This window comes from Clostridia bacterium (genome assembly GCA_012841935.1).
GTDB lineage: Bacteria > Bacillota > Peptococcia > DRI-13 > DTU073 > DUTS01.
Window position 1 is genome coordinate 1 of record DUTS01000105.1, and the last position, 14,644, is coordinate 14,644.

A 14,644-nucleotide genomic window follows, 5' to 3' on the forward strand; every position below is an offset into this window, starting at 1 on the left:
CAATTTCTTCCGTCAAACCAACAAAAAGCAAAAGATGATCATTGAGTATTTTCGCTGATAAACTTACCGCCTCATCAGGATGAAGAGTACCATTAGTCCATACTTCCAGTGTCAACTTATCATAATCAGTAATTTGTCCTACTCGTGTATCAGTCACAGTATAATTCACTTTCCGTACAGGCGAAAAAATAGAATCAATGGGAATAACACCAATAATGTGTTCTTCGCTTTTATTTTTTTCGGCAGTACGATAGCCGCGACCTTTCTCCACGGTCATTTCCATAATTAAACGACCACCAGTATCCAATGTAGCAATGTGTAATTCCGGATTAAGAATTTCTACCTCACTACTATGAATTATATCACCAGCTAATACCTCCCCAGGTTCGACGGCTTCTAAACAGATTATCTGAGGTTCATCAGTATAAACTCTCAAAGCCAATGCCTTTAGGTTAAGAATAATTTCGGTTACATCTTCCACTACACCAGGTATGGTGGAAAACTCATGCAAAACCCCTTCTATTTTTACCGAGGTAATCGCCGCACCTGGTAGAGAAGAAAGAATTACCCGACGAAGCGAATTACCCAAAGTTATGCCATAACCTCTTTCCAAAGGTTCAATCACATATTTCGCATAATCCTGCTTTTCACTTATTTCCACACATTCAATTCTAGGTTTTTCAATTTCAATCAAAGTCACCCCTCCTACTCGAACCAAATTATTATCTGGAATATAATTCCACAATCAAGTGTTCTTCCAATGGAAAATCAAGATGCTCTTTTTCCGGTAAAGCGACAACCCTGCCGGTCATATTTTCCTTATCCACATCTAACCACTCAGGTGGAGTTTTATGGGCCAGATTTTCCTTTAGTTCGATGAACTTAGGTGAATTTAAACTTTTCTCCTTAACCTGAATCAGATCACCTTCCTTAACCAAAATGGAAGGAATATTTGCCTTGTGTCCATTAAGAGTGAAGTGATTATGGGTAACCAATTGACGAGCTTCAGCACGAGACGCAGCAAAACCAAGACGATAAACCACATTATCTAAACGTCTCTCCAAGAATTGAATTAAATTTTCCCCAGTAATTCCTTTTTGTCGTGCGGCCTTTACAAAATAATTGCGAAATTGCCGTTCCAAAACACCATAAATACGGCGTGCCTTTTGTTTTTCCCGCAACTGCAAACCATATTCCGATGGTTTACGGCGGCTATATTGACCATGCTGCCCAGGTGCATAACTTCTGCGATCAAGGGCACATTTATCCGTATAACAGCGTTCTCCTTTTAAATATAATTTAAGACCTTCACGACGACATAATCTACACACCGGTCCTGTATACCTAGCCATAATTATTACACCTCCTTAAACTCTTCTTCTTTTTGGTGGACGACAGCCATTATGAGGAATGGGTGTCACATCCTTAATTACATTAATTTCAAGGCCTGTAGCCTGTAGAGCTCTAATAGCGGCTTCACGACCTGCTCCCGGTCCCTTAACATAGACCTCTACTTTCCGCATACCATGATCTACCGCCGTTTTAGCCGCTTGTTCTGCAGCCATTTGGGCAGCAAAAGGTGTACTTTTACGTGATCCCTTAAAACCTAAACTACCTGCTGTAGCCCAAGAAACAGCATTACCTTGTAAATCCGTAATGGTAACAATCGTATTATTAAATGTGGATTGAATATGGGCAATTCCCTGTTCCACATGTTTACGTACACGACGTTTTGTTCTGGTAGTACGTTTTGCCATTCTTTTCCCCCCTTACTTTTTCCGTTTAACTGAAACCACTTTACCTGGTCCTTTACGGGTACGAGCATTTGTCTTGGTCCTTTGTCCCCGTGTCGGTAATCCGCGGCGGTGCCTGATTCCCCGATAAGAAGCGATTTCAACCAAACGCTTAATATTTAAAGAAACCTCCCGCCGCAAATCACCTTCTACTTTATAGTTTTTACTGATAATAGTCCGCAATTTACCGACTTCATTCTCAGTTAAATCCTTAACACGTGTATCGGGATTTATACCGGTCTCTGCACAAATCTTTAAAGCCGTTGATCTCCCGATGCCGTAAATATATGTGAGGCCAATTTCAATCCGCTTATCACGCGGCAAATCGACTCCGGCAATTCTAGCCATTAATACACCTCCTAACCTTGTCTTTGTTTATGTTTAGGGTTTTTACAAATAACCATGACTCTACCCCTGCGCCTAATCACTTTACATTTTTCACAAATCGGTTTCACAGATGGTCTAACCTTCATTTCTACCACTCCCTTCCCAGGCTCAATTACTTATTTAAACCGATAAGTAATTCTGCCTCTGGTTAAATCATAAGGTGAAAGTTCAACTGTAACCCGATCACCTGGTAAAATACGAATAAAATGCATCCGTATTTTGCCGGAAACATGAGCCAAAACTTTATGCCCATTCTCCAATTCTACGCGGAACATAGCATTAGGAAGAGATTCCAGAACGGTACCCTCTACTTCTATTACATCCTCTTTGGACACCCAGATCACCCTCCTTATTATTTTTATTCTTTAAATCCCTTTATTTCGTTAAAATCCAAGGTCCTTCTTCCGTAATCGCAATACTATGTTCAAAATGTGCGGAACGCTTGCCATCTTTAGTTACCACAGTCCAATTATCAGTAAGAGTTTGCACCTCAAAAGTCCCCACATTAACCATAGGTTCAATGGCTAAAGTCATACCCGCCCTTAAACGCGGTCCCCTACCTGGGGGCCCGAAATTGGGAATCTGGGGATCCTCATGCATCCTTTGCCCAACACCATGTCCTACAAATTCTCTAACCACCGAAAAACCATTGCTTTCCACATAGGTTTGTATAGCATGGGAAATATCGGACAGACGATTACCAATTACAGCTTGATTTATACCTACTTCAAGTGCCTTTTTTCCTACTGCCAAAAGTTTTTGTGCCTCATCATCTATTTCACCAACTGGTAAAGTAACTGCAGCATCCCCCACATAACCATTTAAAGTCGCCCCAATGTCAATACTAATAATATCACCATCTTTTAACTCTCTTAAACTGGGAATCCCATGTACCACTTCTTCGTTAAGCGAAGTACAAATACTTTTGGGGAAGCCATTATAGCCTTTAAAAGTCGGTCGTGCCCCTTTGGATAAAATAAACTCCTCGGCAATATGATTCAACTCCAAAGTAGTTATCCCTGGTTTGATCACTTGGGCTATTTTTCGATGTGCTTCGGCCACAACTTGCCCAGCCGCATACATAAATTGAAGTTCACGCTGAGACTTCAAAATAATCATTATTACTTAACTCCCAAAGCAGCTAATATTTCCCGGGTGATTTCTTCTATTTCTTTTTCCCCCTCAAGATTATAGATATTAAGCAATAAACCTTGGGCATCATAGTATTCGATTAAAGGTGAAGTCTGTTCTTCATAAACCGCCAAACGGTTTAATACCGTAGCCTCGGAATCATCATCTCGCTGATAAATCTCACCTGAACACAACTCACATTTTTCTCCTGTTTTTGAAGGATTATAGTGTAGATGATAAATGGCTCCACAATCCCTACAAACCCTTCTACCAGTTAAACGCTTTAAAATAACTTCTTGACCTACTTCGATATTAATCACTTGCTTAAGTTTCATACCCAAATCTTCCAAAATTTGTCCTAAAGCATCTGCTTGAGGAATAGTTCGCGGAAAGCCATCTAAGAGAAAACCAGCTTGACAATCTGCCTCACTTAATCTTTCACGTACAATACCAATAGTTACTTCATCAGGTACTAATTGACCTGCATCCATATAACGTTTAGCTTCAATACCTAATGCTGTGCCTTCCTTAACTGCCTTGCGAAACATATCCCCTGTGGAAATATGAGGAATATTTAAAGCCTCAATTAAATATTCTGCTTGGGTACCTTTACCTGCACCAGGTGGTCCCATTAAAATTATTTTCATTTTACGCCCTCCCATTATTTTAGAAAACCTTGGTAATGTCTCATTAATAAATTAGCTTCCAATTGCTTCATCGTGTCTAAAGCCACACCAACAACAATTAATAAACTAGTACCTCCGTAATAAACCGGTAAAGCGGTAAGAGAGATTAATAGTGATGGCAATACCGCAATACCCGCCAAGAAAACAGCCCCAGCAAAAGTGATGCGTCCCGCTATTTTTTCAATATATTCAGCTGTGGGACGACCTGGTCTCAACCCCGGAATAAAACCACCATATTTTTTAATATTATCCGCTACATCTACTGGATTAAAAGTAATCGCGGTATAAAAATAGGTGAAAAACATAATTAATAAAGCATACATTAATTGATACCACCAAGCATTAAAATCAAAAATACGCGTGACTGCCATTGCAAATTTATTATGAGGAAACCAAGCAGCAATTGTTCCCGGAAACATCAATAAAGAAATAGCAAAAATAATGGGAATAACTCCAGCCTGATTCACCTTCAAAGGAATATGGGTACTTTGTCCACCATAAACCTTACGCCCCACCACTCGCTTGGCATATTGTACCGGAATCCGCCTTTGTCCTTCCTGAATGGCAATAATTCCCGCCATCACTAATAAGGCAATAACCAAAAAGAGAAAAACAACTAAAAAACTGGCTGTACCGGTCTTTAAATATTCAAAAATAGTTACTATTCCGGCCGGCACACGAGAAACAATTCCGGCAAAAATAATTAAAGAGATACCATTACCGACGCCTTTTTCCGTAATTAATTCACCAAGCCACATTAAAAAGGCTGTACCAGCTGTAAGTGACAAAGCAATAATCATGGTAGATGCCAGTCCCGGTCTCACAATTGCTTGTCGCAAGCCCAAGGAGATACCAATAGCTTGAATAAAACCTAAAATTACCGTCCCATAACGAATATATTGTGCCATTTGTTTTCTGCCATCAGGTTCTTTGGCCAATCTTTCCAAATAGGGTACAACCACAGTCAATAACTGCATGATGATGGAAGCATTAATATAGGGGGTGATACTCATGGCAAAAATAGAAAACTTTTTAAAAGCCCCCCCGGAAATAACATCAAAAAACCCTAATAATTGTCCCTTGGCAATTAGATCAGCAATGACTTGGGTATCAATCCCCGGTACGGGAATATGCACCCCGATGCGGAAAACAACCAACATCGCCAAGGTAAATAATATTTTACGACGTATATCCGCCAGTTTCCAAGCATTTCTTATAACTTCAACCACCTAAATCACCTCTACCCGGCCGCCGGCGGCGACAATTTTTTCCGCTGCTGCCTTCGAAAAACCATGTGCCTTAACAGTTAAAGGCTTTGTAATTTCACCCTGGCCAAGAATTCTTACTCCATCCCACAGGTTTTTTACTAAACCTGCCTTTTGTAAAGTTTCAGGAGTAACTTCCGCCCCAGCGGCAAATCGCTCCTCCAACTGCTTAAGATTAACAATCACATATTTTTTCTTAAAAATATTTGTAAACCCATATTTGGGCAATCTTCTTTGTAAAGGTGTTTGCCCACCTTCAAAATAAGGGCCTTTACCTCCTCCAGATCTTGCTTTCTGTCCCTTATGACCCCGACCAGCGGTTTTGCCAAATCCGGAACCTACTCCCCGCCCTTTACGGATCGAATTTTGCCTAGCACCATGAGGAGGTTTTAAATTATGGAGCTTCATTTACTCACACCTCCTTTTAATTAGGATTCAATTTCTTCCACAGCGACTAAATGAGCCACCTTATTAATTTTTCCACGAATATCCGGTGTATCTTGGTGAACTACACTTTGCCGTATTTTAGAAAGTCCCAAAGAACGCACCGATGCCCGTACTTTTTCATTTGAACCAATTACACTTTTTTTTAAAGTAATTTTCAACTTTGCCATTATTGTCCTCCTAACCAAAGAGCTCTTCCACGGATTTACCGCGTAATTTAGCTACTTCCTCAACCTGTTTAAGGTTTTGCAATCCTGCCAATGTAGCTCGCACCATATTATTGGCATTATTTGAACCCAAGGACTTGGTTAAAATATCACGCACACCCGCTAATTCCAAAACAGCTCGTACCGGACCACCGGCAATAACACCTGTACCTTCAGAGGCAGGTTTTAACAAAACCCTACCAGCACCAGCCTTACCAATGATCTCATGAGGGATCGTGGTACCTACTAATGGTATGGAAATTAAATTTTTCTTAGCGGCATCAATTCCCTTACGAATCGCTTCCGGAACCTCAGTAGCTTTTCCTAAACCAGCTCCAACATGGCCATTTTCGTCCCCGACAACCACTAAAGCACTAAAACTAAAGCGGCGTCCCCCTTTAACTACTTTAGCCACACGATTAATATAAACTACTTTTTCACTTAATTCCAGTTTACCAGCATCAATTTTACTCATCCTTTTCCCCCCTTTATCAAAACTCTAACCCTGCTTTACGAGCACCTTCTGCCAAAGCCTTGATACGCCCGTGGTAAAGGTTGCCACCTCGGTCAAAAACTACTTGTTTAATTTCTTTTTCCAAGGCTTTTTCAGCTAATAATTGTCCTACTTTAAAGGCCGCCTCTTGATTAGCTTTTTGTTCTAATTCAGAACGCAGCGGTTCTTCCAAAGTAGAGGCCGCCACTAAAGTAACACCTTGTGTATCATCAATCAATTGTGCATATATATTTTTTAAACTGCGGTAAACCGCCAAACGAGGTCGTTGAGTCGTACCACGTACTTTACGGCGTACCCGCAAACGTCTCTTTTGACGAGCTATTTTACGATCAGGCTTACCAGCCACCTACTCCACACCCCTTTCTCCAATTATTCAGCTGCCTTAATCCCGGTCTTACCAGGCTTAAGATGAATAACTTCGTCACTATAACGAATACCCTTACCTTTATAAGGATCAGGTGTACGTACAAAACGAATATTAGCAGCCAATTGACCAACTTTTTCTTTATCAATACCTTTAACAATAATTTTATTTGGTGCAGGTACTTCAATTTCTAAACCCGGTCCTGGTTCAATTTCTACCGGATGTGAGTAACCTACAGTTAAGACTAGTTTACTGCCCTGCTTAACAGCACGGTAGCCAACCCCGACAACATTTAAGGATTTACTAAAACCTTTAGTTACACCCTCCACCATATTGTCGATCAAAGAGCGAGTTAATCCCCAAAGGGCCTGCATTCTTTTTTCCGGACTGGTACAAGCTACTATTATTTCGTCTTCTACTAACTGTATATCAATACCCTCAGCAAATTCACGTGCTATTTTACCCAAAGGGCCTTGCACGGTAACTTTTTGATCTTTTACATCGACTTTAACTCCCTGAGGAATTTTAATCGGCTGTTTTCCAATTCGCGACACATTCACACACCCCCTACCAGATATAGCAGATTACTTCCCCGCCCAAGCCGCGCTTACGAGCCTCTTTATCTGTCATTAATCCTTGTGAAGTAGAAATAACGGCTAAGCCCAAACCTCCCAAAACACGGGGTACTTCATCTTTCTTTACATAAACACGTAAACCGGGCTTACTAATCCGCTTAATACCCGTAATTACTTTTTCCTGATTTGGTCCATATTTCAAATATAAACGTAAAATCCCTTGTTTGCCATCCTCAACACATTCAAAATCCTTAATTAAGCCTTCTGTCTTAAAAATTTCCGCCAACGTCTTTTTCATTTTTGATGACGGTATTTCAACAGTTTCATGCTGAACAGAATTAGCATTTCTAATTCTTGTCAAAAAATCCGCAATAGGATCAACCATGACCATTTTATAACGACCCCCTTCCTCTTTCCCAAACTTACCAACTGGCTTTGGTCACACCGGGAATTTGCCCTTCATAAGCCAGCTCACGGAAACAAATTCTGCAGATACCAAATTTCCGCATATAAGCACGGGGACGACCACATCTTTTACATCTATTGTACTCACGAACTCTAAACTTAGCTTTTTTTTGCTGTCGCAAAACTTGAGCCTTTTTCGCCACACATGTCCCTCCTTTAATTTTTATTTCACCTTGCTGCAAAAGGCATACCCATTAAACTTAATAATTCTTTGGCCTCTTCATCGGTAGGTGAGGTAGTGACAATAACAATATCCATACCTCGTACCTGATCAACTTGATCATAATCTATTTCCGGAAAAACCAATTGCTCCTTTAGACCCAAAGTATAGTTTCCCCGCCCATCAAAAGCCCGGGGTGAAACACCGCGAAAATCTCGCACCCGCGGCAAAACTACATTAAACAATTTATCGGCAAATTCATACATCCGCTTTCCCCGTAAAGTAACTTTTACTCCCACCGGCATACCTTCACGCACCTTAAAAGCGGCAATCGATTTTTTAGCCCGCGTGATTACCGGTCTTTGGCCCGCAATGGCTGTTAAATCAGCTACAGCACCATCAAGAACCTTTGAATTTTGGGTTGCTTCTCCAACCCCCATGTTAATCACGATTTTCTCCAGATTAGGCACTTCCATCCGATTACGATAACCGAATTTCTCCATCATCGCCGGAATAACTTCTTTTTGATATTTTTCCTTCAAACGAGGCATTATATAAACCTCCTTTCCGGTAGCATTACTTATCGAATTCTTCTCCACAACGATTACAAACTCGCACTTTTTTCCCATCGGCCAAAAACTTTTTCTTGATTCGCACTGGGACATCACATTTTTGACAAACAAGCATCACATTAGAACTATCTACAGGGGCCTCAATTTCCATAATACCACCCTGTGGATTAGCCTGAGTTGGCCGCATATGCCGTTTGACAATATTTACTCCTTCAACAACAACCCGCCCTTTACGCGGATCTACATTTAAAATTTTACCTTGTTTACCGGCATCCTTACCAGTAATAACTTGCACGAGATCATCCTTACGTACATGTACTTTTTTCCGGGTCATTCAGCTCACCTCCAGCCGTGCACAAATTTATAACACTTCCGGTGCCAAAGAGAGAATTTTAACGAACTTTTTTCTTCTTAATTCACGAGCCACCGGACCGAAAATACGTGTCCCACGTGGATTCTGATCATCATTAATGATTACAGCCGCATTTTCATCAAAGCGAATATAAGAGCCATCCTCTCTACGTACAGCATCTTTAGTACGTACAATTACCGCTTTTACAATTTCACCTTTTTTGACCACACCACCGGGCGTGGCTTCTTTTACCGTAGCCGTAATGATATCACCCACTGAAGCATAGCGGCGACCTGAACCTCCCAAAGGACGAATACATAGAATTTTTCTAGCTCCGGTATTATCAGCAACCTTGAGCACACTTTCTTGTTGAATCATGCCCTGTTTACCTCCTTTCAGGAATCACTCCTGTTTACATAAGAGGGGCCTTTTCAATGACCTGCACAACACGCCATTTTTTGTCTTTACTGATTGGACGCGTTTCCATGATCCGAACTTTATCCCCAACTTTACATATATTTTCCGCATCATGAGCCTTAATTCTTTTATTATGCCTGATGATCTTTTTATAAAGTGAATGCTGAGCATAATGCTCGACATCAACTACCACTGTTTTTTCCATTTTATCACTAACAACAATTCCCACTCGGGTTTTACGCCGACCTCTCGTCAAATCTAATCCCCCCTTTACCCTTATTGTCCTTTAGCCTTGCGCAATTCCCGTTCCCGCAGTACCGTATGAGTCCGGGCTATCGTTTTACGCACTTCACGCAACCGCATGGGATTTTCCAATTGACCGGTGGCCATCTGAAAACGTAAATTAAATAACTCTTCTTTTAAATCAACAATCTTATTTTTTAACTCTTCCTGAGTTAAATCACGCAATTCTTTAGCTTTCATCGGCCTTACCACCTACTTCCTCACGTTTTACTATCCTCGTTTTTATAGGCAGTTTATGTGCTGCCAAACGCAAGGCTTCACGGGCCATTTTTTCCTCAACACCCGCAATTTCAAACATTACTCGACCTGGTTTAACCACCGCTACCCAAGCTTCGGGTGTGCCTTTACCACCACCCATTCTAGTTTCTGCAGGCTTAGCGGTTACCGGTTTATGAGGGAAAATTTTTATCCAGACTTTACCACCCCGCTGTACAAAACGAGTCATGGCTACACGAGCTGCCTCGATTTGACGATTAGATATCCAAGAAGGCTCTAAAGCCTGTAACCCATATTCTCCATGTGTAACCTTATTACCGCGAGTCGCTTTGCCTTTCATAACCCCGCGATGTGGTTTACGCCATTTAATTTTCTTAGGTTGTAACATCAGCACCCTCCTCCTTCCTGTTTCCTACCTCAGGAAGTATCTCACCTTTATAAATCCAAACCTTAACCCCTATTTTGCCATAGGTTGTATTGGCTTCGGCAAAACCATAATCAATATCTGCACGCAAAGTATGAAGGGGTACTTTTCCCTCACTGTACCATTCTGTACGGGCAATTTCTGCTCCTCCCAAACGTCCAGAACAGGAAATCCTAACACCTTCAGCCCCAGCACGCATGGTCCGAGATACAGCCTGTTTCATTGCTCTTCGGAAACTAATGCGTCTTTCCAATTGTAAAGCAATCCCTTCGGCCACCAATAACGCATTTAGTTCTGGTTTTTTTACTTCCACAATATTGACATTAATTCTCTTTTTAGTCATTTGTTCTAGTTCTTTACGCAAATCCTCTACTTCAGCACCACCCCGCCCAATAACAATACCGGGTTTAGCAGTCTGAATCGAAATTTTCACCCGATTAGCCGCACGTTCAATTTGAATACCGGCAATACCGGCATGATAAAATTTATTTTTAATAAACTCACGTATTTTTAAATCCTCATGCAAAAATTCAAGATAATTTTTGTCAGCATACCAGTTGCTTTCCCAGCCGCGAATAATGCCGACCCGCAGCCCCTTAGGATGCACCTTTTGTCCCACTATTTATCACCTTCTTTCTCACCTAAAATTATTGTAATATGGCTACTGCGTTTTCTAATTAAAACTGCTCTGCCCCTAGCCCGTGGTCTGATTCTTTTCATAGTAGGCCCTTCATCCACATAGGCTTTTTTAACCCACAAATCGGTAGTATCCAAATCATAATTATGTTCCGCATTAGCTACCGCGGATTTTAAAACCTTACCAATGGGCTCTGCACCGCGATGTGTGGTAAATTGTAATATGGCAAAAGCTTCTGCCACATCCTTTCCCCGAATCAAATCAATTACCTGACGTGCTTTCCGGGGAGAAATGCGAACATATTTAGCTACAGCCTTAGCCTCCATAATATAGCCCTCCTTCTTCCCGGTAATTATTTCAACGTGGTAGAACGTTCGGTATGTGCCCCATGACCTTTAAAAACACGTGTGGGGGCAAACTCACCCAATTTATGACCTACCATGTCTTCGGTAATATATACGGGGACATGTTCACGCCCGTTATGAACCGCAATAGTGTGTCCCACCATTTGCGGGAAAATTGTCGAACGCCGCGACCAAGTTCTGATCACTTGTTTTTTATTTTCTTGGTTTAATTGTTCTACTTTTTTCAAAAGGCTTTCATCAATGAAAGGCCCTTTCTTTAAAGACCTACCCATTCATCTACCTCCTTTCCACTACCGCTTCTTCTTCCGCGGTGTAACAATAAACTTATTGGATGGATGTTTTTTCTTACGTGTTTTACCCCCGATAGCTGGTTTACCCCAAGGTGTAACCGCAGTTTTCCTACCGATCGGTGCTTTTCCTTCACCACCACCATGAGGGTGATCTACAGGATTCATAACTACACCACGGGTTCCTGGTCTGATACCTAACCAACGAGATCTGCCAGCTTTACCTAAAGTAATGTTTTCATGTTCCACATTACTAACTTGGCCAATAGTAGCTTTACAATTGATATGCACCAAACGCACTTCCCCAGAAGGCAAACGAATAGTAGCATAATTACCCTCTTTAGCCATCAGCTGAGCCGCTGCACCCGCGGAACGCACTATTTGTGCCCCTTTTAAAGGCTTAAGCTCAATATTATGGATTAAGCTGCCCACAGGAATATTAGCTAAAGGCAAGGCATTACCTACTTTTATATCTGCACTCTCACCAGAAACAACCTCAGCACCAACATTTAAACCTTGGGGAGCTAAAATATATCTTTTCTCACCATCGGCATAATGAAGCAAAGCAATCCGTGCCGAACGATTAGGATCATATTCTATAGACGCCACCTTAGCTGGAATACCGTCCTTATCACGTTTAAAATCAATCTTTCTATATAAACGCTTATGTCCTCCCCCACGATGTCTAACCGTAATTCGCCCATAATTATTGCGGCCGGCCTTTTTCTTTAAAGGTGCCACCAACTTTTTTTCCGGCTGAGAAGTGGTGATTTCTTCAAATGTAGAAACCGTCATCTCCCGCCTACCCGGAGTATGTGGTTTAAATCTTTTAATAGACATAGACCTTCTTCCCCCCTTTACTCATCGAAAATCGGCAGCCTTTGACCAGGTGCCACCGTAACAATTGCTTTCTTCCAATTAGATGTATAACCAGCAAAACGTCCCTGTCTTTTTAATTTGCCGGGTACATTCATGGTCCTGACCTCTAAAACATCAACATCAAAAATTGCCTGTACAGCAGTTTTAATTTCTATTTTATTGGCTTGTGGATGTACCTTGAATGTATATTTATTTTCTTGCATTAAATCTGTTGTTTTTTCCGTTACCAACGGTTTAATTAAAACTTCATGTGGGCTACGCATTTAGGCAAACACCTCCTCCAGCCGAACTACTGCCTGCCGGGTAATTAACAACCATTGATGATCCAATAAATCATAAACATTTACTTTATCAGCTGTTAAAAAACTAACCCCAGGGATATTGCGACCGGATTTCTCCACATTTTCATTACTCTCGTCCAATACCACTAAGACCCGTTCTTTAATCCCCAAATTAGCCAAGACTTCAAGCATTTGCTTTGTTTTTGGTTCCGGGAAATCAAGGCTTTCCAAAACAATCATTGCGGCTTCCCCTACCTTTGCCGACAAGACAGATTTAATTGCCAAACGGACTTTTTTACGCGGTAAACGATAACTGTAATCACGCGGTTGAGGGCCAAAGGTAATTCCACCTTTACGCCAAAGAGGTGATCTGATTGATCCTACTCGGGCCCTACCAGTACCTTTTTGCCGCCAGGGTTTACGTCCACCACCCCGCACCTGGGCTCGTGTTTTTGTGGCATGAGTCCCCTGACGCCAACTGGCTAACTGCATTACCACAGCCTCATGTACCACGGCCTCATTAGGTTCTATACCGAAGATGGTTTCTTTTAATTCCATTTCCCCGGTCTTTTCACCATTTTGCTTATATACAGCGACCTTGGGCATTTCCCTATTCCTCCTTCCCCTAAGCCTTAACAGAACTTTTTATCAGTAGTAAACTTTTTTTGGGTCCGGGAACCGCACCTTTAATCAACATTAAATTACGCTCTGGATCCACCTTCACTACCTGCAATTTCTGCACAGTTGTTTTTAGGCCACCATGACGGCCGGGAAGTTTACGCCCCCGAAAAACCCGACTGACACCAGCCGCACTCATAGCTCCTGTTCCCCGATGAAAATGGGAACCATGTGAAGCCGGACCCAAACGCATACCATGACGTTTGATGACCCCGGCAAACCCTTTTCCTTTAGAAATACCGGTAACATCAACCCATTCACCCTCGGCGAACAAATCAACTTTAATTTCCTGTCCCAGCTCATAAATGGCGGGATCGGCAACTCGAAATTCCTTTAAATGACGCAGAGGTTTTAATTCAACCTTAGCTAAATGCCCCTGCCGCGGTTTGTTTAATTTTCCAGCTGCTAGCGACTTAAAGCCCAATTGTATCGCATTATAGCCATCTGCTGCCTCGGTTTTCTTTTGGACTACATAACAAGGCCCTGCTTCAACGACCGTTACCGGAATAACTTTACCGGCCTCATCAAAAACCTGAGTCATACCTAATTTTGTTCCCAGAATAGTTTTACTCATTACTACCACCTCCCCAAACAACCACTAATCCTATAATTTGATTTCAATATCTACACCAGCTGGTAAATCCAAACCCATCAAAGCATCTACTGTTTTCGGATTTGTATCCAGAATATCAATCAGCCGCATATGTGTTCTCATTTCAAACTGTTCACGTGAATCTTTATCCACATGAGGTGATCTAAGGATTGTAAAAACATTGCGTTCAGTAGGTAGTGGTATCGGTCCCGATACCGCTGCTCCGGTACGCTTGGCAGTTTCCACAATTTTTTCGGCAGACTGATCAAGAATTTTATGGTCAAAAGCTTTTAACCTAATTCTGATTTTTTGCTGTTGAACCATCAGGTTCCCTCCTTTTCAAAACAACGCACTCGGGCGTATCATATCCCTCACACTATTTTCCTCTCATCTAGGCTGTTTAATTATAGCTGACCTAATTTATAATAACAACCCTTTATTCAATAATAGCACTTACCACACCAGCACCAACCGTGTGTCCACCCTCACGAATAGCAAACCTTAAACCTTCTTCAATAGCTATAGGTGTAATTAATTCAATAGTCATCTTAATATTGTCACCAGGCATACACATTTCCACACCTTCAGGTAAAGCAATAGTTCCTGTTACATCAGTTGTCCGGAAATAGAACTGGGGACGATAACCATTAA

The 14,644-nt window shown here is 41.6% G+C and carries 31 protein-coding genes; all 31 read right to left on the bottom strand.

The window, feature by feature from the left end; translation table 11 throughout:
• Positions 1-694, bottom strand: a 694-nt coding sequence (locus tag GX687_05815; protein ID HHX96952.1) for a DNA-directed RNA polymerase subunit alpha, incomplete at its 3' end; no start/stop codon positions are given.
• A gap of 28 nt (positions 695-722) precedes the next feature.
• Complete coding sequence (gene rpsD, locus GX687_05820; protein ID HHX96953.1) at positions 723-1,352, bottom strand: 30S ribosomal protein S4; 630 nt, start codon at positions 1,350-1,352, stop codon at positions 723-725.
• Between the two features lie 15 nt (positions 1,353-1,367).
• Positions 1,368-1,757, bottom strand: a complete 390-nt coding sequence (rpsK, locus tag GX687_05825) for a 30S ribosomal protein S11 (GenBank protein ID HHX96954.1) — start codon at positions 1,755-1,757, stop codon at positions 1,368-1,370.
• Between the two features lie 12 nt (positions 1,758-1,769).
• Positions 1,770-2,141, bottom strand: coding sequence for a 30S ribosomal protein S13 (gene rpsM, locus GX687_05830; GenBank protein HHX96955.1), 372 nt, complete (start codon positions 2,139-2,141; stop codon positions 1,770-1,772).
• 11 nt (positions 2,142-2,152) lie between these two features.
• Complete coding sequence (gene rpmJ / locus GX687_05835) at positions 2,153-2,266, bottom strand: 50S ribosomal protein L36 (protein HHX96956.1); 114 nt, start codon at positions 2,264-2,266, stop codon at positions 2,153-2,155.
• Between the two features lie 30 nt (positions 2,267-2,296).
• The gene (infA, locus tag GX687_05840; GenBank protein HHX96957.1) at positions 2,297-2,515 is read right to left on the bottom strand and encodes a translation initiation factor IF-1; all 219 of its coding nucleotides are present in this window, start codon (positions 2,513-2,515) and stop codon (positions 2,297-2,299) included.
• Between the two features lie 40 nt (positions 2,516-2,555).
• Positions 2,556-3,299 (bottom strand): type I methionyl aminopeptidase, encoded by a 744-nt coding sequence (gene map / locus GX687_05845; protein HHX96958.1) that lies wholly within the window; start codon positions 3,297-3,299, stop codon positions 2,556-2,558.
• Between the two features lie 2 nt (positions 3,300-3,301).
• A complete protein-coding gene (locus GX687_05850; protein ID HHX96959.1) occupies positions 3,302-3,958 on the bottom strand; it encodes an adenylate kinase in 657 nt (218 codons plus the stop codon).
• 14 nt (positions 3,959-3,972) lie between these two features.
• Positions 3,973-5,226, bottom strand: coding sequence for a preprotein translocase subunit SecY (gene secY, locus GX687_05855; protein ID HHX96960.1), 1,254 nt, complete (start codon positions 5,224-5,226; stop codon positions 3,973-3,975).
• Positions 5,227-5,670, bottom strand: a complete 444-nt coding sequence (rplO, locus tag GX687_05860; protein HHX96961.1) for a 50S ribosomal protein L15 — start codon at positions 5,668-5,670, stop codon at positions 5,227-5,229.
• Positions 5,671-5,690: 20 nt separating this feature from the next.
• Positions 5,691-5,876 (bottom strand): 50S ribosomal protein L30, encoded by a 186-nt coding sequence (gene rpmD, locus GX687_05865; GenBank protein HHX96962.1) that lies wholly within the window; start codon positions 5,874-5,876, stop codon positions 5,691-5,693.
• A gap of 10 nt (positions 5,877-5,886) precedes the next feature.
• Positions 5,887-6,387, bottom strand: a complete 501-nt coding sequence (gene rpsE / locus GX687_05870) for a 30S ribosomal protein S5 (protein HHX96963.1) — start codon at positions 6,385-6,387, stop codon at positions 5,887-5,889.
• 16 nt (positions 6,388-6,403) lie between these two features.
• A complete protein-coding gene (locus GX687_05875; protein ID HHX96964.1) occupies positions 6,404-6,772 on the bottom strand; it encodes a 50S ribosomal protein L18 in 369 nt (122 codons plus the stop codon).
• A gap of 23 nt (positions 6,773-6,795) precedes the next feature.
• Positions 6,796-7,344, bottom strand: coding sequence for a 50S ribosomal protein L6 (gene rplF, locus GX687_05880; protein ID HHX96965.1), 549 nt, complete (start codon positions 7,342-7,344; stop codon positions 6,796-6,798).
• A gap of 13 nt (positions 7,345-7,357) precedes the next feature.
• Entirely contained in the window at positions 7,358-7,756 is a 399-nt protein-coding gene (gene rpsH / locus GX687_05885; GenBank protein ID HHX96966.1) for a 30S ribosomal protein S8, read from the bottom strand.
• A 31-nt stretch (positions 7,757-7,787) separates the two neighbouring features.
• Entirely contained in the window at positions 7,788-7,973 is a 186-nt protein-coding gene (locus GX687_05890; protein ID HHX96967.1) for a type Z 30S ribosomal protein S14, read from the bottom strand.
• Between the two features lie 25 nt (positions 7,974-7,998).
• Positions 7,999-8,541, bottom strand: a complete 543-nt coding sequence (gene rplE / locus GX687_05895; GenBank protein HHX96968.1) for a 50S ribosomal protein L5 — start codon at positions 8,539-8,541, stop codon at positions 7,999-8,001.
• Positions 8,542-8,566: 25 nt separating this feature from the next.
• Complete coding sequence (locus tag GX687_05900) at positions 8,567-8,896, bottom strand: 50S ribosomal protein L24 (GenBank protein HHX96969.1); 330 nt, start codon at positions 8,894-8,896, stop codon at positions 8,567-8,569.
• A gap of 27 nt (positions 8,897-8,923) precedes the next feature.
• Positions 8,924-9,292 (bottom strand): 50S ribosomal protein L14, encoded by a 369-nt coding sequence (gene rplN / locus GX687_05905; GenBank protein HHX96970.1) that lies wholly within the window; start codon positions 9,290-9,292, stop codon positions 8,924-8,926.
• A 34-nt stretch (positions 9,293-9,326) separates the two neighbouring features.
• Positions 9,327-9,587, bottom strand: a complete 261-nt coding sequence (rpsQ, locus tag GX687_05910; protein HHX96971.1) for a 30S ribosomal protein S17 — start codon at positions 9,585-9,587, stop codon at positions 9,327-9,329.
• Positions 9,588-9,607: 20 nt separating this feature from the next.
• Positions 9,608-9,814: a 50S ribosomal protein L29 gene (rpmC, locus tag GX687_05915; GenBank protein HHX96972.1), complete on the bottom strand. Its 207-nt coding sequence runs from the start codon at positions 9,812-9,814 to the stop codon at positions 9,608-9,610.
• On the bottom strand, positions 9,804-10,238 hold the full coding sequence (rplP, locus tag GX687_05920; protein HHX96973.1) for a 50S ribosomal protein L16: 435 nt from the start codon (positions 10,236-10,238) through the stop codon (positions 9,804-9,806). The genes rpmC and rplP overlap by 11 nt, the downstream gene beginning before the upstream one ends.
• Entirely contained in the window at positions 10,225-10,893 is a 669-nt protein-coding gene (gene rpsC, locus GX687_05925) for a 30S ribosomal protein S3 (protein ID HHX96974.1), read from the bottom strand. The genes rplP and rpsC overlap by 14 nt, the downstream gene beginning before the upstream one ends.
• Positions 10,893-11,240: a 50S ribosomal protein L22 gene (gene rplV, locus GX687_05930; protein HHX96975.1), complete on the bottom strand. Its 348-nt coding sequence runs from the start codon at positions 11,238-11,240 to the stop codon at positions 10,893-10,895. The genes rpsC and rplV overlap by 1 nt, the downstream gene beginning before the upstream one ends.
• A gap of 23 nt (positions 11,241-11,263) precedes the next feature.
• Positions 11,264-11,548, bottom strand: a complete 285-nt coding sequence (gene rpsS, locus GX687_05935) for a 30S ribosomal protein S19 (protein HHX96976.1) — start codon at positions 11,546-11,548, stop codon at positions 11,264-11,266.
• Between the two features lie 18 nt (positions 11,549-11,566).
• On the bottom strand, positions 11,567-12,403 hold the full coding sequence (gene rplB / locus GX687_05940; GenBank protein ID HHX96977.1) for a 50S ribosomal protein L2: 837 nt from the start codon (positions 12,401-12,403) through the stop codon (positions 11,567-11,569).
• Between the two features lie 17 nt (positions 12,404-12,420).
• The gene (rplW, locus tag GX687_05945) at positions 12,421-12,705 is read right to left on the bottom strand and encodes a 50S ribosomal protein L23 (GenBank protein ID HHX96978.1); all 285 of its coding nucleotides are present in this window, start codon (positions 12,703-12,705) and stop codon (positions 12,421-12,423) included.
• Positions 12,706-13,329 (bottom strand): 50S ribosomal protein L4, encoded by a 624-nt coding sequence (gene rplD / locus GX687_05950; protein HHX96979.1) that lies wholly within the window; start codon positions 13,327-13,329, stop codon positions 12,706-12,708. It lies immediately after the preceding gene.
• A gap of 19 nt (positions 13,330-13,348) precedes the next feature.
• Positions 13,349-13,975 carry a 50S ribosomal protein L3 gene (gene rplC, locus GX687_05955; GenBank protein HHX96980.1) on the bottom strand — a complete coding sequence of 209 codons (627 nt, stop codon included), beginning with the start codon at positions 13,973-13,975 and terminating at the stop codon, positions 13,349-13,351.
• Between the two features lie 30 nt (positions 13,976-14,005).
• Positions 14,006-14,317, bottom strand: a complete 312-nt coding sequence (rpsJ, locus tag GX687_05960) for a 30S ribosomal protein S10 (GenBank protein ID HHX96981.1) — start codon at positions 14,315-14,317, stop codon at positions 14,006-14,008.
• Between the two features lie 112 nt (positions 14,318-14,429).
• A partial coding sequence (tuf, locus tag GX687_05965) for an elongation factor Tu (protein ID HHX96982.1) occupies positions 14,430-14,644 on the bottom strand: 215 nt, incomplete at its 5' end.